Source organism: Kocuria rhizosphaerae (assembly GCF_044462265.1).
Lineage (GTDB): Bacteria > Actinomycetota > Actinomycetes > Actinomycetales > Micrococcaceae > Kocuria > Kocuria rhizosphaerae.
On sequence record NZ_JBISWL010000119.1, the window covers coordinates 16402 to 36121 of the forward strand.

Genomic DNA, 19720 nt, shown 5'->3' on the forward strand with positions numbered 1-19720 from the left:
CGTCGCGGCGCCGGCAGCGGGCGGGGCCCCGCCGGACCCGCGGCCGGAGCCGCCCGCGCCTCTTGACACCTCCTCGCGGCGGCGGGGACGCTGGAAGGGCGGCGCCTGCCGCTCCTCCAGCGTCCCCGAGGTTCCCCATGGTCCAGCGCATCCTGTTCCTGCACGGCGCCGGGCCCCAGCCCGGTCCCGAGGAGAATCCGGTGCTCCAGGCCGTTCGACGCAGGTGGCCCGACGCGGACCTCGTGGCACCGGCACTGCCCGACCCGGAGGACCCCGACCCCGACCAGTGGCAGGACGCCATCGCCCGGGCCATCCGGGAGATCCCCGACGAGCCCTGGATGATCGTCGGCCACTCCCTGGGCGGGTCGGAGGCCCTGCGCTTCCTGTGCCACCGAATCCCCACGCTCCTGCAGCGCGTGGTGACCGTGGCCTCGCCGTGCTGGGACCAGGACGACCCGGACTGGAACTACCTCGGCTTCACGCTGCCCGCCACCGCGGGCCGCACGCTCGCGGACCTCGACATCGTGGTGGTGCACGCCGAGGACGACGACGTCGTGCCCGTCACGCACGCGCACCGGCTGGCCGACCGCCTCCCCTCCGCGCAGCTCCTGCTCCTGGGATCCGGCGGCCACCTGCCCACCGAGTGGACCGAGCGCGGCATCGTGCCCTGACAGCCGCGCACCGGCCGGGACGGAGTCTCCGGTCGGACCCGGACCGTGCCCACCCGGGCCGGAGCGTCCGGCCTCAGACGGCGGGGGCGGTCGCGGCGGTCTCCCCGGCAGCGGCGCCCGGCGTCGTCGCGGCGCCCGGATCCGGTTCGGGGGCCGCAGCAGCCTCCGCGGCCGGGGCGCCCTTCGGCGCGGGATGCGCGGGCTGGGCGTCCAGCGCGTTGGGAAGACCGTCGCCGTCGAGGTCCGGATCGACCTCGTTGCGCAGGCCGTCCCCGTCCATGTCGGGGTCCATGCCGTTGGGGATGCCGTCCCCGTCGAGGTCGTCGTCCAGCTCGTCGGGGATCCCGTCCCCGTCGAGGTCGGGATCCTCGACGTCGAGGGTCCCGTCACCGTCGGTGTCCCGCACCGCGTCCGGCACGACCACGGGGGCGACGCCCGGTTCGGGCACGGGCGGGACCACCGGCTCGACCGGAACCGCCGGGGGCGCGGGCTCCACCGGAACGACCGGAGGCACGGGCTCCACCGGAACCGCCGGAGGCGCGGGCTCCACCGGAACCGCCGGAGGCGCGGGCTCCACCGGAACGACCGGAGGCACGGGCTCCGCCGGAACCGCCGGGACGACGGGCTCCGCCGGAGGCGCCGGGGCGGCCGGGACCGCGGGCTGTGCGGGAGGCACAGGGGCCACAGGGCCGCCCGGCCCGGCCGGTGCCGCCGGGACCTTCTCGGGCGCCGTTCTCTCCGGAGTCGCCGGCTGTGCGGCAGGCTCGTCCGGGGACGGAGCCGGTGTCGCCGCTTCCTTCTCGGCCGCTTCCTTCTTCGCCGCTTCCTTCTTGCCAGCTTCCTTCTTGGCAGCTTCCTTCTCGGCAGCTTCCTTCTTCGCCGCTTCCTTCTTCGCCGCTTCCCTCTTGGCAGCTTCCTTCTTCGCAGCTTCCCTCTCGGCAGCTTCCTGCTTCGCCGCTTCCTTCGGGGCCGCTTTCTCCTTCGCGGGGTCGCTCGGCGCCACGACGTCGTCCTCGGTGTGCTCGGGCACCTCGAGGGAGTACTTGGCCCGGGACGCCGGAATGACCTGCATCCCGTCGATCCAGTCGAAGGACTGGGGGTCGACGGCCTCACCGTCGACCCAGGTCTCGAAGTGCAGGTGGGGCCCGGTGACGCGCACGCCCGTGGCGCCGACCGTCCCGAGCCGCTCGGACGCCGCGAGCCGGTCCCCGACCTCCACGCGCACGTCCTCGAGGTGACTGTAGGTGGTCCGCATGCCGTTGTCGTGGGAGACCTCCACCCGGTTGCCTCCCCACACGTCCCAGAACACGGCCGTCACCCGGCCGTCGAGAGCCGCGACGACGGGCACCCCGGCGGCGGCGGAGATGTCCGTGCCGTTGTGGAACTCGCGACCTCCGCGGTCCGGGGCGATCCGCCATCCGAATGTCCCGCCGGGCAGGACGGCGCCGGGGCTGGCCGGCGCGATGATCGTGTTGATGGGCAGCTCACCGTGGTAGAGCCGGGGTGCCTTCCGTCCCGGACGCGCCGTGGACGCCGCGTTCTTCCCGCCCTCGCCGCGACCCGCACCCTCGCGCCAGGAGCCGTCGCCGGCCGCGCCGTCGCGGACGGGCGACACGCTGTGGTCGTCCTGCATCGGTCCCGCCGGGTGCCGCGGCTGCTCCCGTCCGGCCGCCAGGAGGCTCCAGCCGGGAACCTGGCGCTGCGCCGCCGCGGCCGCGTCGCCGAACGCCGAGCCCTGTCCGCCCCGGGCAGCGGTGTCCGCCGCGGGGTCGATCCCCGTGCTGACGGCGACGCTGACGGCCACGAGGGCCGAGAAGGCCGCGAGCGCGGTCACCGGAGAGGTCGCCCGGTGGCGCAGCCCGGGCTCGGGACGTGAGGTGTCGCGGGGCATGACGATGTTTCCCCCAGGATGTCGCGCGAGCGACGGAAGATCAGCAGAAGTGTGGACCGGCAGCTCCCGCTCCCGGGAGCCGATGTGGTCAGCCTAGGCGAACGCCCGCGGGCCACCGAGGGTTCGCCCGTCCCCTCATGGGCACCTTGCACGTCGGCGTTTCAATGTTTTTTCAACTTCCTTGGAGGGTTCCGGGGCTCCTGCCGGCCCGGCCCGACAGCCGCCCGATGTGGCCCCGGACGCCTCGCGGGGCCCCCGGGAGCGGGCCGCTCCACCCGGCGCAGCCCCAGGTCCCGGTTCGGGAAGGGCACCTCCGGGAGGGCGATGTCGGGCTCACGGACGTCGGGCACGAGGACGTCCGGCCCCGGGCTCGTTACCCCGTCCTCCCCGGCGGGGACAGTGGGCAGCGTCTCGTCCGGGACCTGTACCTCGGGAGGGCAGTCGAGGCGTCCCCCCACCGCCGCCGGGCAGTCCTCCTGCCCGGCCGGGTCCTCCAGCGGCACGCAGTTGTACCGCCCGTGGAGCAGGTCCGTGCACACCGACGGGTCCAGCAGCTCCGGCCACACCACCGGAGGACAGTCGACGCGCCCGCCCACGGCCGCCGGACAGTCCTCCTGCCCGGCCGGGTCCTCCAGCGGCAGACAGTTGTACCGCCCGTACAGCAGCTCCGTGCACACCGACGGGTCCAGCAGCTCCGGCCACACCACCGGCAGGCAGTCCACGCGCCCGCCCACCGCCGCCGGACAGTCCTCCTGCCCGGCCGGGTCCTCCAGCGGCACGCAGTTGTACCGTCCGTACAGCAGCTCCGTGCACACCGACGGGTCCAGCAGCTCCGGCCACACCACCGGAGGACAGTCCACCCGCCCACCGGCCACCGCGGACGGGCAGTCCTCCTGGCCCGCCGGGTCCTCCAGCGGCACACAGTTGTACCGCCCGTACGGCAGCTCCGTGCACACCGACGGGTCCAGCAGCTCCGGCCACACCACCGGAGGACAGTCCACCCGCCCGCCCACCGCCGCCGGGCAGTCCTCCGGACCCACCGGGTCCTCCAGCGGCACACAGTTGTACCGCCCGTACAGCAGGTCCGTGCACTGCTCGAACGGCGGCCAGGCACTGGGAGCGGTCGGCGGGCCGGACTCGGGCGGCCGGCACCTGCTGGGGTCGGACCGCTCGTACGGGCAGCTCTGGGCGGCGTCGACCGTGGACTTGTCGCCCTTGCCGCCCCGCGGGATCTGCGGCGGCTCCTGCCCCGGACCTCGGGGCGCCGGGATGATGCGGTCCCCGTCCATCCAGTCGAAGGACTGCGGGTCCACGGCCTTGCTGTCGACCCACGTCTCGAAGTGCAGGTGCGGGCCGGTCACGCGCGCCCCCGTCGCTCCCACCGTTCCCAGCTGCTGCGACGCCCGGAGCCTGTCCCCGGTCCTCACCTGCACGTCCTCGAGATGGTTGTAGGTCGTCACCATGTCGCCGACGTGGGAGACCTCCACACGGTTGCCGCCCCACACGTCCCAGAACACGGCCCTGACCACACCGTCGAGCGCGGAGAGCACGGGCGTCCCGCTCGGGGCCCCGATGTCGGCCCCGTTGTGCAGCTCCTCGACGCCGATGTCGGGGGCCACCCGCCAGCCGTAGGCACCGGCCGGGTGCACGTCCGTGGGCGTGGCCGGGGCGACGATGGTGTTGAGGGGCAGCGTGCCCTGGTACCGCGGCGCCTCGGCCCGCGGCCGGAGCTTGGACACCAGGGGGAAGTCGTGCTGCCACGGCGAGCCCACCTGCCGGAGGGCGAACCCGAACTGCCACTGCTCCGCGGCGGCGTGGAAGAGGCTCCAGCCGAGCCGGGACCGGTCCTCCTCCGGTCCGCCGGTCCCGGCAGGACTCGCGCTCGGGTCACCGGTCGCGGAAGGGATCGCGCTCGGTCCGCCGGTTCCGGCAGCGCTCACGCCCGGACCGCCGACGGCGGAGGCCGTGGGTGCACCGCTCGGTCCGGCCGCGGCGGCGACGAGCAGGAGAACCGTCCAGGCCAGGCCGGCGAGGAGCCGGAGGACGCGACGGCGACGGTCGGACCTGCCGATGCGGTCGAGGCTGCGAGACATGACGTCCCCACTCCGGTGGTGCCGCGACGTCCGGTCCGGGGCCGCGGCTGCTGGTGGCTGGCGCTCCCAACCTAGGATCCGGGCGCCGCGGCGGCGAGGGACGGGACACCGCCCGATGGGGCAGACCTGGTCGCCCTCGTGGGCAGTCAGTAGGGCCCGGACCACCCGTCCTCGAGCAGGCCCCGGACGTAGGCGGCCTGGCCGAGGTGCTGCGCGGCGTCGTCCACCGTGCTGACCAGGCGCACCCCCCGCGTGACCGGCGGGTCCCACGCGGGGTCCACGACGTCGTCGAGCTGGGCGTCCGAGAGCCCGCGGGCGTAGCCCACGGTCCGCTCCACGACGGCCTCGAGGTAGTGCCGCAGCAGCTCCGGCGCCCCCACCCGGACCCGGGCGACGTCCTCCGGCCCGTCACCGAACCCCATGGACCCGTCGGGGAGGTCGAGGCCGAACCGGGCCGCCCACCCCTCGGCCGTCCACACCTGCTCGGTCCCGGCCAGCTCCGCGACCTGGGCGTCCTGCTGGCGGGCGGCGTGCCACACGAGCCACGCCACGGAATTGGCGTGCCCCCCGGGCATGGTGTTCAGCACGTCCGGTGAGATCTCGTCGAGCACGTGCTCCGCCACCTGGGCGGGCCGTCTGGCCGCGTCCTCGAAGAGCTCCTGCGGCGTCATGGCTCTCACCCCTTCTCCGTGTCCCGCTCCGGGCCCCGATCCACGGAGGGGCCCCGCCGGTTCTCCGCGACCTCAGCGTACGTCGGTGCGCCCGGACGGGGCGCGGAACGGCCCAGCACCCGGGCCACGACGACGGCGGCGACGACCACGACGGCGGCCATCAGCAGGGCCGCCCCGTGCATCCCTGCGGTGAACGCCTCGAACGCGGCCTGCCGCACCGCGGGGCCCAGCGTCCCGGCACCGTCCGCGATCTCCACGGCGCCGCCGAGGGTCTCGCGCGCCGCTGCGCCCGGAACGCCGCCCAGCGCCGCCGGCAGGTCGAGGTGGTGCTGGTAGGAGGCCGTCAGGAGCCCGCCGAGCACCGCCGTGCCCAGCACCGCGCCGAGCTCGTAGCCGGTCTCCGAGATCGCCGAGGCCGCCCCGGCCCTGTGCGGCGGCGCCGCCGTGAGCACGAGGTCGTTGGACAGCGTCTCGGCGAGCCCGATGCCCACTCCCACCAGGCAGAACGCGCCGAGGACGGCCACGGCGCCCGTGTCCGCGGCGAGGTTCGAGAGGGCCACCAGCAGGAAGCCGCCCGCCGTCAGGAGCAGACCCGCCGTGATCACGGTCCGCGGCGCGAACCGCCGCACCGCCCGTACGGCCGCGAAGCCGGCCAGCACGGTCAGGGCCAGGCCCGGGACCATGGTCAGCCCCGCGCTCATGGGATCGAGCCCGACCACGAGCTGCAGGTACTGGGTGAGCATGAACAGGAACCCGTAGAGGCCCACGTTGCCGAGCACGTTGACGGTCACCCCGCCGGCGAAGCCCCGCTCGTGGAACAGGCGCAGGTCCAGCACAGGGTGCTCCAGCACGGCCTGCCGGCGCACGAAGAGGATCCCGAAGACCACGCCGAGGGCCGCGCTGAGCAGGCCGTCGAACGGCCTCCCCGAGGCGGTGGCCGCCTTGATGCCGTAGACCACCGGCGTCATGGCGAGCATCGCGAGCAGCACGGAGGCCACGTCCAGCGGCCCGGGCCGGGGATCACGCGACTCCGGGACCAGCACCGGCCCGAGCACGAGCAGCGGGATCAGCACCGGCACCGACATGAGGAACACGGAGCCCCACCAGAAGTGGTTGAGCAGGAGGCCGCCGACGATCGGACCCAGTGCCGCGCCGCCGCTGAAGCCACCCGCCCACACGGCGATCGCGATCCGGCGCCGGGTGGGGTCCGGGAAGATGTTGCGCAGCAGCGAGAGGGTCGCGGGCATGAGCATGGCCCCGAAGAACCCCATGGCGGCACGCCCGGCCACCAGGAGCTCGGCGGAGGGCGCGAACGCCGACGCCGCGGAGACGGCGGCGAAGCCCGTGCCGCCGGTCAGGAGCAGCCGGCGTCGCCCGATCCGGTCCCCGAGCGAGCCCATGGGGATCAGGAGGCCCGCCAGGACCAGGGGGTAGACGTCCACGATCCACAGCAGCTGCGTCCCTGTGGGGTGCAGGGCCTGGGAGATGGTGGGCAGCGCGAAGCTCAGCGCCGTGTTGTCCACGGACACGAGCAGGACGGGCAGCATGAGGACCGCGAGCGCGGCCCACTCGCGGGCCCCGGCCGTGGGGCGGGACGTCAGCAGAGCGGTCATGGTTCACCTCCAGGAGAACGGATCGGGGCCGGACGGCAAAAATAACTGTACCGTCCAGACGGTACAGTTATGGGAGGGCTGACACAATGGGGGGCGCATCCGATCCAGGGAGGTCTTCCTCACATGCCGCGCCGACCCGTGGCCCGGGACAAGCTCCTGGCCGCCTTCGAGCAGATCGTCGTCGACGAGGGCGAGCGCTCCGCGACCCTCGACGCCGTCGCCGCCGCCGCCGGGGTGTCCAAGGGAGGACTGCTCTACCACTTCCCCCACCGGCAGGCGCTGGTGGACGCGACGCTGCAGCGCCTCGAGGAGCTGATGCGGCTCGACCTCGAGGCCATGGCCGCGGCCCCCGACGGGGCCGCGCGGTACTTCCTCACCACGTCCCTGTTCGAGGACAGCGAGCTGGACCGGGCGCTCGTCGTCGCCTCCCGGCTCGTGCAGTCCGGGGACGAGAACGCCAGGGCGGCCCTCAAGCAGCTCGGGATCGCCTGGTACGAGCTGATCCTCGCGGACGTGGGCGACCCCGTGGTGGCCACGGCCGTGCAGCAGATGGGCGACGGCCTGTACCACAACGCGTCGATCGGCCTGCTGCCGGACGAGTCGGCACCCCGGCACGCCATCCTGGAGTCCCTCCTCGCGGCCGTGGACCGGCTCAGCCCCCGGAACCGCGCCGCCTGACCACGGACGCACCGCCGCGCGTTCGCCGGCCGACCACGGAACGGCGTGGTCGGCCGGGACCCCGCGGGACGTCCGGCAGGTGCACGGTCAGGAGCGGACGTGCTCGGGCCGGAGCCCGAGACCGATGAAGCGGCCGGTCAGGTGCGGCAGGAAGGGCAGCGCCCGGACCACCGCGACCGGCAGCGGCGGCTTGGCGGTGCGGCCGGGGCGGGCGGGCACGAGGCGGCGGGCCAGCACGAGCTGGAACAGCTGCGTGACCCGCGCCGGCCACGACCGGCGCCGCTGGACCCTGGCGAGGTCCCGCTCGCGGACGCCGTCGCCCAGCAGCCGGGGGCCGAGGATGTTGGCGGCCGCGACCGCGTCCTGGATCGCGAGGTTGATGCCCACCCCGCCGGCCGGGGACATCGCGTGGGCGGCGTCACCGATGAACAGCAGCCCCGGCCGCCACCAGCGGCGCAGCCGGTCCACCCGGACCCGGAGCAGCCGCACCTGGTCCCAGCTCCCGAGGGACTCCACGCCCTCGGCGAGCGCCGGGGCGAGCCGGCGGACGCGCTCGCGCAGCGCCCCGACCCCCTGGTCCCGCAGGGCGTCGTGCCCGCCGGCGGGGATGATCAGGGCCGCCTGCCAGTACTCGCCCCGGTTGAGCGCCACCACGGCACCGTCCCCGGCGTTGAACAGGGGCGACTCCTGGCCGGGCACGCGAGGCACCCGGAACCACAGCACGTCCATCCGGGAGCGGTGGGCCACGGGCTCGAGACCGGCCGCCTCCCGGAGGACGGAGTCGCGGCCGTCGGCGGCCAGCACCAGCTCGGCCCGCACGTGCACCGGGGTCCCGTCGTCGTCGTGGGCGGTGACCCCCACACACCGCCCGTCCTCGACGAGGACGCCGGTGGCCGCCGTGGAGCGCAGGAGGTGGAAGGACGGCAGCTCCGCCCCGCGGGCGGCGAGGAAGTCCAGGAAGTCCCACTGGGGCATGAACGCGATGAACCGGCAGCGCACGGGCAGCCGGTCGAAACGGCCGACGACGACCGTCTCCTCGCCCAGGCCCACGGTCGCCCGTTCCACGCGGGTGTGCGGGAGCGCGAGGAAGTCCTCGAGCCAGCCGAGCTCCGCCATGAGCTCGGTGGTGGACGGGTGGATGGTGTCCCCGCGGAAGTCGCGCAGGAAGTCCGCATGCTTCTCGAGCACGACCACGTCGACCCCCTGGCGGGCGAGCAGCACCGCGGCCATCAGCCCCGCCGGCCCGCCGCCGACCACGCAGCACGTGGTGCTCACGACCCTCGCTCCGACCATGGACGCCTCCCCCGGTGCCGGGCGGACCACCCGCCTGGGCCGACCATCCCACCGGTGCGCCGGCGGATCAAGGGGCGGCGCCGTCACGACGGCGGGGCGCCCGCGCTCCCGCCCGGCGCGTGCACCAGGAGGCCCTCGTGCTCCTCGACGAGCTTCAGGGAGAGCTCCTTGTAGCCCACCGCGTCGAAGAGCACGGTGATCCGGTCGGGTTCGGCGCCCATCACAATGCCCGCGCCCCAGTCGCGGTGGACGACCGGGGTCTGGATCTCCCAGCCGTGCGGTGTCGCGGCCGCGCGCTCCTTGGCCGCCGCGGCGGAGCCCCGCCTCGCGCACCGGTCGCAGTTGCCGCACCAGCCGCCGGTCTCCTCGCCGAAGTAGTTCAGCAGCCAGTCCCGGCGGCAGTCGTCCGTCTCGGCGTAGCCGCGCATCATGTCGATGCGCGACGTGTCGATCCGGTGCTGCGCCTCCGCCTCCGCGAGCGCCGCCGCGACGGCCCCCTCCGCCCCGGCCCCGCGCACGGCCTCATAGCCCCGGCGGCCGGCGCGCAGCCCGCCGCTGTGCTCGAGCAGGTGCAGGGCACGGGCCTGGGCGCGCGGACCCAGGCCCGTGAGGTCACGCAGCTTCCGGGACCGGACCGGGCCGTGCTCGCGGACGGCCCGGTAGACCGCCTCCAGGTCGGCCGGCTCCGGGACCGCGCCGGCGAACCAGTGCTGGAGGCCCAGGTCCTCGGAGCGGTAGTGGAGCACGGCGAGAGCGGGGGCCCCGTCCCGGCCGGCCCGGCCGATCTCCTGGTAGTAGCTGTCCAGGGAGTCCGGGATGTCGGCGTGCACGACGAACCGCACGTCCGGCTTGTCGATGCCCATCCCGAACGCCGTGGTGGCGACCACGACGTCGAGCTCGCCCGCGTGGAAACGGGCGTGGACGCCCTCTCGCTCGGCGCGCCCGCGGCCGGCGTGGTAGGCCTCGGCGCGGAGGCCGTGTCCGGCGAGCGCCGCGGCGTACTCCTCCGCCTCCCGGCGTGTGGCCACGTAGAGCAGACCGGGCCCGGACGCTCCGGCGACCTCCCGGAGCACCGCCCGCCGCTTGTCGGCCGCCTCGTGGTGGCGGACGACCCTCAGCTCGAGGTTGGGGCGGTCGAAGCTGTGCACGAGGACCAGCGGGTCCCGCAGGCCCAGCCGGTCGACGATCTCGGCGCGCGTGTGCGGGGAGGCGGTGGCCGTGAGCGCGACGACGGGCGGGTGCCCCAGCCGTTCGACGGCCTCGCCCAGCACCAGGTAGTCCGGGCGGAAGTCGTGGCCCCACGAGGAGATGCAGTGCGCCTCGTCCACCACGAACAGGGAGACGCGGACCCCGGCCAGCCGGTCCAGCGTCTCCTCCCGCGCCAGCTGCTCCGGAGCGAGGAACAAGAACTTGGCCCGGCCGCTCGCCACGGCCTCCCACGCCGCGCGCTCGCGCCGGGTCCCCACCCGCGAGTTCACGGCGTGGGCGACGCCGTCTCCCAGGTGCCCGGCGAGCGCGTCCACCTGGTCGTGCTGCAGGGCGATGAGCGGGGAGACCACCACGGCCGTCCCGGACAGGACGGCGCCGGGGACCTGGTAGATGGCCGACTTGCCGTGCCCGGTGGGCATCACGGCCAGCACGTCACGGCCGGCCGCGGCGGCCACCATGGCCTCGAGCTGGCCCTCGCGGAACCGTTCGATCCCGAAGCGCTGCGCGGCGACCTCCTGCAGCCGTGCCGCGGACGGTCGCCCGGCGCTCATCGGCCCGCTCCGGGGACCGGGCCGCGGCGCCGGCGGCTCGGGCGGTGCTGGTGGTGGTGCACGGACTCGTTCTCCCTCCGACGGGGGCCCGCAGGGGACCGCTCCTCACGGCAAGGGTACTGACGGAAGCTGGGAGCCACGCCACCGCACGAGGCGCCCTGCGCAGGGCCGCTCGGCGGGGGGCGCAGAATGGGACGCGTGGAACTCGTCGCCGTCGCAGCCCTCGCCGTCCTCGTGGGGTCCGTCCTGCAGCGCGTCTCGGGCACCGGGGTGGGCCTGGTCGTGGCCCCGACGCTCGCGCTGCTGCTGGGGCCGGCCACGGGGGTGCTCGTGGCCAACGCGACGACGACGGTCTCCGGGTTCCTCATCATGCTCTCGGTGTGGCGCCACGTGGACTGGCGGCGCTTCGCCCTCATCGCCCCGGCCGCGGCGGTGGGAGCCGTGCCGGGCGCCCTGCTCGTCCGGGAGCTGCCCGCCGCCTGGCTGCAGGTCGTCGTGGGCGCCGTGGTGCTGCTGGCCCTCACCACCATGTTCGGGCTGCCCCGCCTGCCCGAGTGGCCCGGGCGGCTGCCCACGGTGCTCGCCGGGGCCGTCGGCGGGTTCTTCAACACCACCGCGGGCGTCGCCGGGCCGGTGCTGGTGATCCACTCCCGGCTCGCCCGCTGGGAGCAGCGCTCGTTCGCCGCCACCCTCCAGCCGGTGTTCATGACGATGGGCGCGCTGTCCGTGCTCGTCAAGACGCTCCTGGGCGCCGCGGGCACCGGGGGCATGCCGCCCTGGTGGATCGCCCCGGGCGTGGTGTTGACGGTGGTGCTGGGCATCCTGATCGGCGGGGCCGTGTCCCGCCGGGTGCCGGTCTCCGCGGCCCGCACCACGGCCCTCGTCCTGGCCGGGCTCGGCGGGGCCCTCACGCTCGTACGCGGGCTCATGGGAGTCGTCTGACCCGTCCGCGCCGGTCCCCGGACGCACCTCGCGCACGGTTCGCACAGAGTCCGCACACGGCATCGACCTCCCCGCGGCGCCCGACGGCCCTACCCTGTGGTCACCGACCACGGAGGAGCACCATGAAGCGTACGGCCCGCACCCGCCTGCTCGCGGCGACGACCGTGGCCCTGCTGGCCGCCGGCCCCGCCGCCCCCGTGGGCGCGACCCAGCACACGGCGGAGGACCCGAACCGCGCCGGCGTCCTGCACCTCGACCACGGCACGGCCCAGGGGTGGCGCACCGACCGCCACCTGCGGCTCGTGGCGGACGTCGGGCACTACGAGCTCGCCGCGGACGCCCGCTCCCGCGCCGACGTCATCGGCTTCGGCGACCGGGGCGTCCACGTCTCCTTCGGCCACGCGGACGGCACGCTCTCCCCGTCGGACCTGCGGCTGGCGGACTTCGGCCGGAACCAGGGGTGGCACCCCGAGCGCCATCCCCGGCGGGTCGCCGACGTCGACGGAGACCTCAGGCGCGACATCGTCGGCTTCGGCGAGCGCGGGCTGCACGTGTCCTACGGGAACCGCTACGGTTCGCTGAATCCCGCCCTGGGACCGGAGAGGACGCTGCAGGACTTCGGGGCGGCCCAGGGCTGGCGCCCCGACCGCCACCTCCGCCGGGTGGCCGACCTCGACGGCGGGGGCAGGGCGGCGGTCGTGGGGTTCGGCGACGACGGCGTGCACGTGGCCGTCCACGGCTCGGCGAGAAGCTCCGGGGAGTTCTCCCCCGCCACCCTCCGGGTCGCGGACTTCGGCTGGAACCAGGGCTGGCGCACCGACCGCCACGTCCGGGAGCTCGCCGACGTCACCGGGGACGGGCTGCTGGACGTCGTCGGATTCGGCGACCGCGGCGTCCAGGTGGCGCAGGGCCGCGCCGACGGGACGTTCTCCGCCTCCGCGCTCGTGCTGCGGGACTTCGGGCACGCGCAGGGCTGGCGGGTCGGGCGTCACCCCCGCCACGTGGCGGACGTGAACGCGGACGGCCGGGCCGACGTCGTCGGCTTCGGCCACGCCGGGGTGTGGGTCGCGCACGGGAGGACGGACGGGACCTTCGGCGCACCGTCGATGACGCTGCGCGACCTCGGGGAGGCGCAGGGCTGGCGCTCCGACCGGCACGATCGCGAGGTCGTGGACCTGAACGGCGACGGCCGCGCCGAGATCGTGGCGTTCGGCGACGCCGGGACCTACTCCTCCTGGTCGGGTTTCGACGGCAACTTCGCCGTCGCCACGCTCGACCTGCGCAACTACGGGTGGCAGCAGGGCTGGCGGCCGGACCGCCACGTGCGCAGGATCGCGGACGTCACCGGTGACGGCCTCCCGGAGATCGTCGGCTTCGGCGAGCGCGGAACCCTGGTCACGGACTGGCTGGGCCCGCACGGCTGAGCGCGTGCGGGCGCTCAGCCCTCCCGCGCCCGGCGCGTCCGCTCGTCGTTGGCCTTCTGGATCGCCGTGACGAGCTCCTTCTTCGTCATGTAGGAGCGGCCCTCGACGTCCAGCCGCTTCGCGACCTCGTAGAGGTGCTCCTTCGAGGCGTTGGCGTCCACGCCGCCGGCGGTCTCCGCGTCCGAGTCGCGCCCCCCGGCGGCGCGCTCGTCCGACGGGCCCCGCTCGTCCTTGGGCTCCCAGTGGTCCCCGACCTTCTCGTGCGTGTGCTTGAGCGCGCTGTACGCGGTCCGGGCCGCGCGCTCCTCCTCGCCGTACTCCTCGAGCGCGGAGTCGTAGGCCTTGGCGAAGGTGTCCTGGGCCTTCCGCCCGGACCGCTGCAGAGTGGAGGGCAGCTCGCTCTTCTTCGCGTGGTCGTCCTTGCCGGTCTTGGGCACGGGGTGCTCCTTCCATCGGGGGGGGTGAGGAACTCAGAACACGGGCAGGCCCCCGGTCACACCGAGGACCGCTCCGCTGACGTAGCCGGCCTCGGCCGGGCAGGCCAGGAAGACGTAGGCCCCGGCGAGTTCGGCCGGCTGGCCGATCCGCCCCAGGGGCGTGTTCTCGCCCATGTGGGCGACCGCCCCGGGCTCCTTGGTCGCCGGCTGCAGGGGCGTCCACACGGGGCCGGGCGCCACGGCGTTGACGCGGATCCCCTCCGGACCGAGCTCGGCGGCGAGGTTGGCGGTGACGTTGTTGAGCGCGGCCTTCGTGGCCGCGTAGTCGACCATGGACACGGACGGGTCGTAGGCCTGCACGGACGTGGTGTTGATGATGCAGTCCCCGCGCCCCAGGTGCGGCAGCGCCGCACGGCTGATCCAGAGGGTCCCGTACAGATTGGTCCGCACGGCGCGCTCGAGGTCAGCGGTGTCCAGGCCCTTGAGCCCCGGCTTCCCCCTGGCCCAGTGGAAGCCGGCGTTGTTGACCACGACGTTGAGCCCGCCGAGACCCTCCACGGCGCGGGCCACGACGTCCTCGCAGGTGGCCTCCTCCCGCAGGTCCCCCGGCACGAGGACGGCCGTGCGCCCGGCCTTCTCGATCCACCCCACGACGTCCTGGGCGTCCTCCTCCTCGGCGGGCAGGTAGTTGATCGCGACGTCGGCGCCCTCCCGGGCGTAGGCGATCGCGACCGCCCGGCCGATCCCGGAGTCCCCGCCCGTGATCAGGGCCTTGAGCCCCTCGAGGCGGCCGCGGCCCTGCCAGGACGCCTCGCCGTGGTCGGGCACGGGGTCCATGGCCGCGGTGAGCCCCGGCGGCTCCTGCTGCTGCTCGGGCATCCCGCCCTCGGCGTCGGCCATCGAGCGGGCGTGGCGGGAGACCGGGCTCTCCGGCATGGCGGGCTCCTTCGATCAGGCTGCTGATGTTCCGTCCTCGTCCAGACTAGGAGGACCGGGCCCGCCTTGTCTGCCCCCGGAGCGGAACGATCTCGGCCCGCGCCCGCCGCGCGCCCGTGGACGTCCCTCGACGCTCCCGGGATCCGTTGATAGGTTGCCCGCACGCCCTGCCTCCGCACCGCCGAAGGCCTCCGTACCGCCGAACCGGGAGAGACCGCATGAGCCCCGACATGAAACCCCGCAGCCGCCAGGTCACCGACGGCATCGACGCGACCGCCAGCCGCGGCATGCTCCGCGCCGTCGGCATGGGCGACGACGACTGGGACAAGCCCCAGATCGGCATCGCGAGCTCCTGGAACGAGATCACCCCGTGCAACCTGTCCCTGGACCGGCTGGCCCAGGGGTGCAAGGAGGGGGTCCACTCGGGCGGGGGCTACCCGCTGCAGTTCGGGACGATCTCCGTCTCGGACGGCATCTCCATGGGGCACGTGGGGATGCACTTCTCGCTCGTGTCCCGGGAGGTGATCGCCGACTCCGTGGAGACGGTCATGCAGGCCGAGCGGCTCGACGGCTCCGTGCTGCTGGCGGGCTGCGACAAGTCCCTGCCGGGCATGCTCATGGCCGCCGCCCGCCTGGACCTGGCCTCCGTGTTCCTCTACGCCGGGACGATCGCCCCGGGCTGGGTCAAGCTCACGGACGGCACCGAGAAGGACGTCACCCTCATCGACGCGTTCGAGGCCGTGGGCGCCTGCAAGGCCGGACTCATGGGGAAGGCCGACCTGGACCGGATCGAGCGCTCCATCTGCCCGGGCGAGGGCGCCTGCGGCGGGATGTACACGGCGAACACGATGGCGTCCGTGGCCGAGGCCCTCGGCATGAGCCTGCCCGGCTCCGCGGCACCGCCCTCGGCGGACCGGCGGCGGGACCAGTTCGCCCACCGCTCCGGGGAGGCCGTCGTCGAGATGCTCCGGCGCGGCACCACCGCCCGGGACATCCTCACGCGGGAGGCCTTCGAGAACGCCATCACCGTGCTCATGGCCCTCGGCGGCTCCACGAACGCCGTCCTGCACCTGCTCGCCATCGCCCGCGAGGCGGAGGTGGACCTCACGCTCGAGGACTTCAACCGGATCGGGGACCGGGTCCCGCACCTGGCCGACCTCAAGCCGTTCGGCCGGTTCGTGATGAACGACGTCGACCGGCACGGCGGGATCCCGGTGGTCATGAAGGCCCTGCTCGACGCGGGGCTGCTGCACGGGGACGCCCTCACCGTGACGGGCCGGACCGTCGCGGAGAACCTCGCGGCCCTGGACCCGGACCCGGTGGACGGCGAGGTGATCCGCACCCTGGACAACCCGATCCACCGCACGGGCGGGATCACGGTCCTGCACGGCTCGCTCGCCCCCGAGGGCGCGGTGGTGAAGTCCGCCGGCTTCGACGCCGAGGTGTTCGAGGGCCCGGCCCGCGTCTTCGAACGGGAGCAGGCCGCCATGGACGCCCTCGAGGCCGGCGGCATCCAGGCCGGGGACGTGCTCGTCATCCGCTACGAGGGTCCCAAGGGCGGGCCCGGCATGCGCGAGATGCTCGCCATCACGGGCGCGATCAAGGGCGCCGGCCTCGGCAAGGACGTGCTGCTGCTGACCGACGGCCGGTTCTCGGGCGGGACCACGGGCCTGTGCATCGGGCACATCGCCCCGGAGGCCGTCGACGCCGGCCCGATCGCCTTCCTCCGCGACGGCGACCGGATCCGGGTGGACCTGGCCGGCCGGAGCCTGGACCTGCTGGTGGACGCCGAGGAGCTGGCCGGCCGTCGCAACGGCTGGACCCCGTTGCGCCCGCAGTACGAGGGCGGGGTCCTCGGCAAGTACGTGAAGCTCGTGCGCTCGGCGTCCCTCGGGGCCGTCACCGGCTGAGCGCCCCACCGGCCCGCCCACCTGCCGGGACCCGCCGCGGCCCCCGGGTCCGCCCGCGGCGCCCGGGTCCGCCCGCGGCGCCGCGGCCTCCACCCGGCCCGCGTCAGGCCCGGGGCCGCCGGGTCAGAGCGCGCCGCCCGTGGACCGGCCGTCGCCGAGGTGCCGGGTCGTGGGGTCCACGTCCACGTCCGCCGCGACGGCGTCGTCGACGAGGGCGGGGTCCGTCTCTGTGATCGGCGGGACGGGTCCCGGGACGGGAGTCTCGGGGGCCACGGGGGTCGCGGTCGGCGCGGCCGCGGCCGTGACCGGCCCGGTGGCCTCGCCGGTGTCCCCGCGTGCGTCCCTGCCGGCGTCCCGGTCGGCGTCCCGGTCGGCGTCCCGTCGCTTCGCGGCCGCGGCCACACCGGCCACGGCCGCTCCGGCGGCGGCCACGCCCGCCGCGACGGCCTTGCCGGAGACCCCGGCCCCGCCGTCGTCCCCGCGGGACGACGCCGCGCGCTCCACGCCGGGCGTCCCGGCGGGCACGCCCTCGTCGACGGAGCCCCGCCACGCACCGGTGGCGTAGCCCTCGTCCTCGATGAACTCCTTGAAGCGCCGGAGGTCGCCCTCGGCCTGCTTCTCCACGACGTCGAGCGCGTCACCGGCCTTCTCCACGAGCCCTTCGGGCTCGTACTCGAGGACCAGGGCGACGGCGGTCCTGCCGTTCCCGGCGTCCTGGAAGCTCACGGCGCCGGCGTTGGTGGCGCCCTCCGCGGCGGCCCACGCGATCCGGCGGTCCGGGACCTGCTCCAGGATCCTCGCCTCCCACCGCCGGCGCACGCCGCCGATCTCGGCGACCCACTCCAGCCGGTCGTCCGCGAGCTGGGTGACCCGCTCCACGCCCTTCATGAACCGCGGGAAGTCCTCGAACTGGGTCCACTGGTTGTAGACGGTGCTCACGGGCACGTCGACGACGATGCTCTTCTCCACCTGGGTGGTCATGGCCTCTCCTCGGGATCGTCCTGGGCATCGGCGAACGGCGCGGGAGCACCGATTCGCCAGTGTGCTTACGATAGCGTGGGGGCGTCGCGTCAGCCAGTACGCGACTCAGGCGCCGGCCCCTTCCGCGCCCCGGAGCAGCGGCGCCACGCGGTAGGGGATGACGGTGCGCAGGAACATGCTCGTGGACGTCCGCAGGATCCCGGGGCACAGCCGGATCTCCTCCGACACCCGGTAGAGGTCCTCGGGGTCCTTCGCGACGACGCGGCACAGCAGGTCGGTCTGGCCGGCCGGGGCGAACACCTCGATGACCTCGGGGATGGACCGCAGGCCCGCGATCGCCTCGTCGAGCTGGTGCTGGTCCAGCTCCACGGCCACGCTCGCGGCGAGTCCGTAGCCCAGCGCCGCCGGCGCCACCCGGGTGCTGTGCGGCCGCAGCACCGGGCTGGTGCGGTAGCGCTCGAGCCGGGTGTGGATCGTCCCCCGCGCCAGACCGGTCCGCTGGGCCAGCGCGAGCACGGTCATGCGCGGGTCCTCGTCCAGCGCCGCCAGGATCTTCCGGTCGGTCGCGTCCAGCGCGACCCCGCCGGGCCCCTCGTTCGTCATGCTGACCACGTCCGCTCCTCTTTCCCCTGTCGAATTGATCATTCCGATCAGATCCAGAGTAGACGTTTGCGCAGAGTGCAGACATGGGTGTCAAATGGTGATCATACGATGCACGCGCAGACCCGGTCGCACGCATCCCGGCCCGCAACGGCCGCCCACGAGGCGTCCCGTCGTCAGGAACCGCTCAGCACCCCGCAGCGGCAGGCCCTCTCCCGGCCCGCGGGAGCTCCACGGAGCTCCCGCGGGCCGAGCACTGTCCGGGGCGGCGAGGGGCGGTGGGGCTCAGACGCTATGGGTGTAGGCGGCGTCTGGGTCTTGTGGCCGGGGCCCCGCTTATGCAGAGTACGTGGATCACCCCGACCGGTCGGGGTCGGGGTGCCGACATGCATAGGAGGCCCCGGTGTTCACCGAGCGTACAAGTCTGGGACTGGATGTCCATGCCCGCAGCGTGAAGGCCTGCGCGATCGACAGCCTGACCGGCGAGATCATTCATCAGACCCTCAGCGCTGACACCGTCATGGTGGGCGAGTTCGTCGACGCTCTGGCCCGCGAGCACGGCCCCGTCCAGGTGACCTATGAGGCCGGACCGACCGGGTACGAACTCGCCCGCACCCTGATCGAGGCCGGCCACCGGGTCCAGGTCGCGGCGCCCTCGAAGCTGTTGCGGGCCTCCGGTGACAGGGTCAAGACCGACAAGAACGACGCGCTGCTGCTGGCCCGACTGGCCCGCAACGACGACATCATCGAGGTCACGATTCCCGACCGGTCCCGCGAGGTGGCACGGGACCTGGTGCGGGCCAGGGACGACGTGCGCCGGGACCTGATGAGCGCCCGTCACCGGCTGGGGAAGTTCCTCCTGCGCCACGGCCACGTCTACACCGGCGGCGAGGCGTGGAGCGGCAAGCACGAGGCCTGGATGCAGCAGATGGCCCGCCAGGACATCGCCGTGTTCGGCGAGGTCTCACGCATCGTGTTCGACGACTACCACGACGCGGTCGCCCACGCCCTGGCCCGCCGGTGCCGGTTGGACGCGCAGATCCTCCTGCTGGCCGAGGACTCCGAGTGGACCACGGTCACCCGGCGTCTGGCCTGCCTGCGGGGGATCTCGACCCTGACCGCGTTCTCTCTCGCGGTGGAGATCGGCGACTGGGACCGCTTCACGGGCCGGAACATCGCCTCATACCTGGGGCTGGTGCCCTCGGAGCACTCCTCCGGGCAAACCCGCTCCCAGGGCCAGATCACCAAGACCGGCAACGCCCACGCCAGGCGGTTGCTGATCGAGGCCGCCTGGCACCACAAGCCCCAGTACCGCCCGGGGAAGACGATGCGGGACCGGTGGGCCCTGGCACCGGCAGCCGTGGCCGAACGCGCCGATGCGGGCAACAGGCGCCTGCATCACCGCTGGAGCATGCTCAGCGAGCACAAGAAGCGTCACACGGTCGCGAACACAGCGATCGCCCGAGAGATGGCCGGCTGGTGCTGGTCGCTGGCGACCATGGACGCATGACCCACAGACCCGTTCACGGACCCGGCCACGGGAGATCTCCTGCGCGCCGCGCGCCGAGGAGACCAGCGATTCGACTGTGAGCAGTCACGAGATCCTCGTGGCCACGCTCGAGCTCAGACCAGCATCGCTCCTCGCGCCGAAACCAGCGTCATGCGGTAACCAACCCGCGGATATCAGACTGACCACGCGTCGAGACAACACGCCCGCAGAGATCACCCCAACCCCTCCATGAACGACGAAGCGGGGCACCCACCGATCAATGAGTGCCCCGCTTCACCCTGCCCTCTTGACAAGATCGACTACATATCAG

At 74.2% G+C, this 19720-nt stretch carries 16 protein-coding genes; 6 read left to right on the forward strand and 10 right to left on the reverse strand.

What is annotated here, in order from left to right; all coding sequences use genetic code 11:
- The first annotated feature begins 137 nt into the window (after positions 1-137).
- Complete coding sequence (locus ACH9EU_RS14015; RefSeq protein WP_396414530.1) at positions 138-671, forward strand: alpha/beta hydrolase; 534 nt, start codon at positions 138-140, stop codon at positions 669-671.
- A gap of 73 nt (positions 672-744) precedes the next feature.
- On the opposite strand, the gene ACH9EU_RS14020 is transcribed toward ACH9EU_RS14015, so the two are convergent.
- The 4 genes from ACH9EU_RS14020 to ACH9EU_RS14035 all read right to left on the reverse strand — a co-directional run bounded on the left by ACH9EU_RS14020 (position 745) and on the right by ACH9EU_RS14035 (position 6939).
- A complete protein-coding gene (locus ACH9EU_RS14020) occupies positions 745-2562 on the reverse strand; it encodes a peptidoglycan DD-metalloendopeptidase family protein (RefSeq protein WP_396414531.1) in 1818 nt (605 codons plus the stop codon).
- Positions 2563-2723: 161 nt separating this feature from the next.
- Positions 2724-4655 (reverse strand): peptidoglycan DD-metalloendopeptidase family protein, encoded by a 1932-nt coding sequence (locus ACH9EU_RS14025; protein ID WP_396414532.1) that lies wholly within the window; start codon positions 4653-4655, stop codon positions 2724-2726.
- Positions 4656-4801: 146 nt separating this feature from the next.
- Positions 4802-5326 (reverse strand): mycothiol transferase, encoded by a 525-nt coding sequence (locus ACH9EU_RS14030; protein WP_396414533.1) that lies wholly within the window; start codon positions 5324-5326, stop codon positions 4802-4804.
- 5 nt (positions 5327-5331) lie between these two features.
- Positions 5332-6939, reverse strand: a complete 1608-nt coding sequence (locus ACH9EU_RS14035) for an MFS transporter (protein WP_396414534.1) — start codon at positions 6937-6939, stop codon at positions 5332-5334.
- Positions 6940-7062: 123 nt separating this feature from the next.
- Between ACH9EU_RS14035 and ACH9EU_RS14040 the strand changes: the two genes are divergently transcribed.
- Positions 7063-7617, forward strand: a complete 555-nt coding sequence (locus ACH9EU_RS14040) for a TetR family transcriptional regulator (protein ID WP_396414535.1) — start codon at positions 7063-7065, stop codon at positions 7615-7617.
- A gap of 87 nt (positions 7618-7704) precedes the next feature.
- Here the strand turns inward: ACH9EU_RS14040 and ACH9EU_RS14045 are convergent, their stop codons facing one another.
- Both ACH9EU_RS14045 and ACH9EU_RS14050 read right to left on the reverse strand, forming a co-directional pair.
- A complete protein-coding gene (locus ACH9EU_RS14045; RefSeq protein WP_396414536.1) occupies positions 7705-8892 on the reverse strand; it encodes an FAD-dependent oxidoreductase in 1188 nt (395 codons plus the stop codon).
- A gap of 101 nt (positions 8893-8993) precedes the next feature.
- Complete coding sequence (locus ACH9EU_RS14050) at positions 8994-10670, reverse strand: RecQ family ATP-dependent DNA helicase (RefSeq protein ID WP_396414537.1); 1677 nt, start codon at positions 10668-10670, stop codon at positions 8994-8996.
- A 189-nt stretch (positions 10671-10859) separates the two neighbouring features.
- Between ACH9EU_RS14050 and ACH9EU_RS14055 the strand changes: the two genes are divergently transcribed.
- A complete protein-coding gene (locus tag ACH9EU_RS14055; RefSeq protein ID WP_396414538.1) occupies positions 10860-11612 on the forward strand; it encodes a TSUP family transporter in 753 nt (250 codons plus the stop codon).
- 122 nt (positions 11613-11734) lie between these two features.
- Entirely contained in the window at positions 11735-13036 is a 1302-nt protein-coding gene (locus tag ACH9EU_RS14060; protein ID WP_396414539.1) for an FG-GAP-like repeat-containing protein, read from the forward strand.
- Between the two features lie 14 nt (positions 13037-13050).
- On the opposite strand, the gene ACH9EU_RS14065 is transcribed toward ACH9EU_RS14060, so the two are convergent.
- Both ACH9EU_RS14065 and ACH9EU_RS14070 read right to left on the reverse strand, forming a co-directional pair.
- On the reverse strand, positions 13051-13473 hold the full coding sequence (locus ACH9EU_RS14065) for a ChaB family protein (protein ID WP_396414540.1): 423 nt from the start codon (positions 13471-13473) through the stop codon (positions 13051-13053).
- Positions 13474-13506: 33 nt separating this feature from the next.
- The gene (locus ACH9EU_RS14070) at positions 13507-14409 is read right to left on the reverse strand and encodes an SDR family oxidoreductase (protein WP_396414541.1); all 903 of its coding nucleotides are present in this window, start codon (positions 14407-14409) and stop codon (positions 13507-13509) included.
- A gap of 218 nt (positions 14410-14627) precedes the next feature.
- On the opposite strand from ACH9EU_RS14070, the gene ilvD reads away from it, so the two are divergent.
- Positions 14628-16319: a dihydroxy-acid dehydratase gene (ilvD, locus tag ACH9EU_RS14075; protein ID WP_396414542.1), complete on the forward strand. Its 1692-nt coding sequence runs from the start codon at positions 14628-14630 to the stop codon at positions 16317-16319.
- A 123-nt stretch (positions 16320-16442) separates the two neighbouring features.
- Here the strand turns inward: ilvD and ACH9EU_RS14080 are convergent, their stop codons facing one another.
- Entirely contained in the window at positions 16443-17300 is an 858-nt protein-coding gene (locus ACH9EU_RS14080; protein ID WP_396414543.1) for an SRPBCC family protein, read from the reverse strand.
- A gap of 105 nt (positions 17301-17405) precedes the next feature.
- Positions 17406-17903: an Lrp/AsnC ligand binding domain-containing protein gene (locus tag ACH9EU_RS14085; RefSeq protein WP_396414544.1), complete on the reverse strand. Its 498-nt coding sequence runs from the start codon at positions 17901-17903 to the stop codon at positions 17406-17408.
- 400 nt (positions 17904-18303) lie between these two features.
- Between ACH9EU_RS14085 and ACH9EU_RS14090 the strand changes: the two genes are divergently transcribed.
- Positions 18304-19410, forward strand: coding sequence for an IS110 family RNA-guided transposase (locus ACH9EU_RS14090; protein ID WP_396412476.1), 1107 nt, complete (start codon positions 18304-18306; stop codon positions 19408-19410).
- Positions 19411-19720 lie beyond the last annotated feature (310 nt).

Bases quoted from the DNA above. Each gene is read 5' to 3' on its own strand.
- ACH9EU_RS14015 (WP_396414530.1), top strand. From the start codon at position 138: ATGGTCCAGCGCATCCTGTTCCTGCACGGCGCCGGGCCCCAGCCCGGT.
- ACH9EU_RS14020 (WP_396414531.1), bottom strand. From the start codon at position 2,562: ATGCCCCGCGACACCTCACGTCCCGAGCCCGGGCTGCGCCACCGGGCG.
- ACH9EU_RS14025 (WP_396414532.1), bottom strand. From the start codon at position 4,655: ATGTCTCGCAGCCTCGACCGCATCGGCAGGTCCGACCGTCGCCGTCGC.
- ACH9EU_RS14030 (WP_396414533.1), bottom strand. From the start codon at position 5,326: ATGACGCCGCAGGAGCTCTTCGAGGACGCGGCCAGACGGCCCGCCCAG.
- ACH9EU_RS14035 (WP_396414534.1), bottom strand. From the start codon at position 6,939: ATGACCGCTCTGCTGACGTCCCGCCCCACGGCCGGGGCCCGCGAGTGG.
- ACH9EU_RS14040 (WP_396414535.1), top strand. From the start codon at position 7,063: ATGCCGCGCCGACCCGTGGCCCGGGACAAGCTCCTGGCCGCCTTCGAG.
- ACH9EU_RS14050 (WP_396414537.1), bottom strand. From the start codon at position 10,670: ATGAGCGCCGGGCGACCGTCCGCGGCACGGCTGCAGGAGGTCGCCGCG.
- ACH9EU_RS14055 (WP_396414538.1), top strand. From the start codon at position 10,860: ATGGGACGCGTGGAACTCGTCGCCGTCGCAGCCCTCGCCGTCCTCGTG.
- ACH9EU_RS14060 (WP_396414539.1), top strand. From the start codon at position 11,735: ATGAAGCGTACGGCCCGCACCCGCCTGCTCGCGGCGACGACCGTGGCC.
- ACH9EU_RS14070 (WP_396414541.1), bottom strand. From the start codon at position 14,409: ATGCCGGAGAGCCCGGTCTCCCGCCACGCCCGCTCGATGGCCGACGCC.
- ilvD (WP_396414542.1), top strand. From the start codon at position 14,628: ATGAGCCCCGACATGAAACCCCGCAGCCGCCAGGTCACCGACGGCATC.
- ACH9EU_RS14080 (WP_396414543.1), bottom strand. From the start codon at position 17,300: ATGACCACCCAGGTGGAGAAGAGCATCGTCGTCGACGTGCCCGTGAGC.
- ACH9EU_RS14085 (WP_396414544.1), bottom strand. From the start codon at position 17,903: ATGACGAACGAGGGGCCCGGCGGGGTCGCGCTGGACGCGACCGACCGG.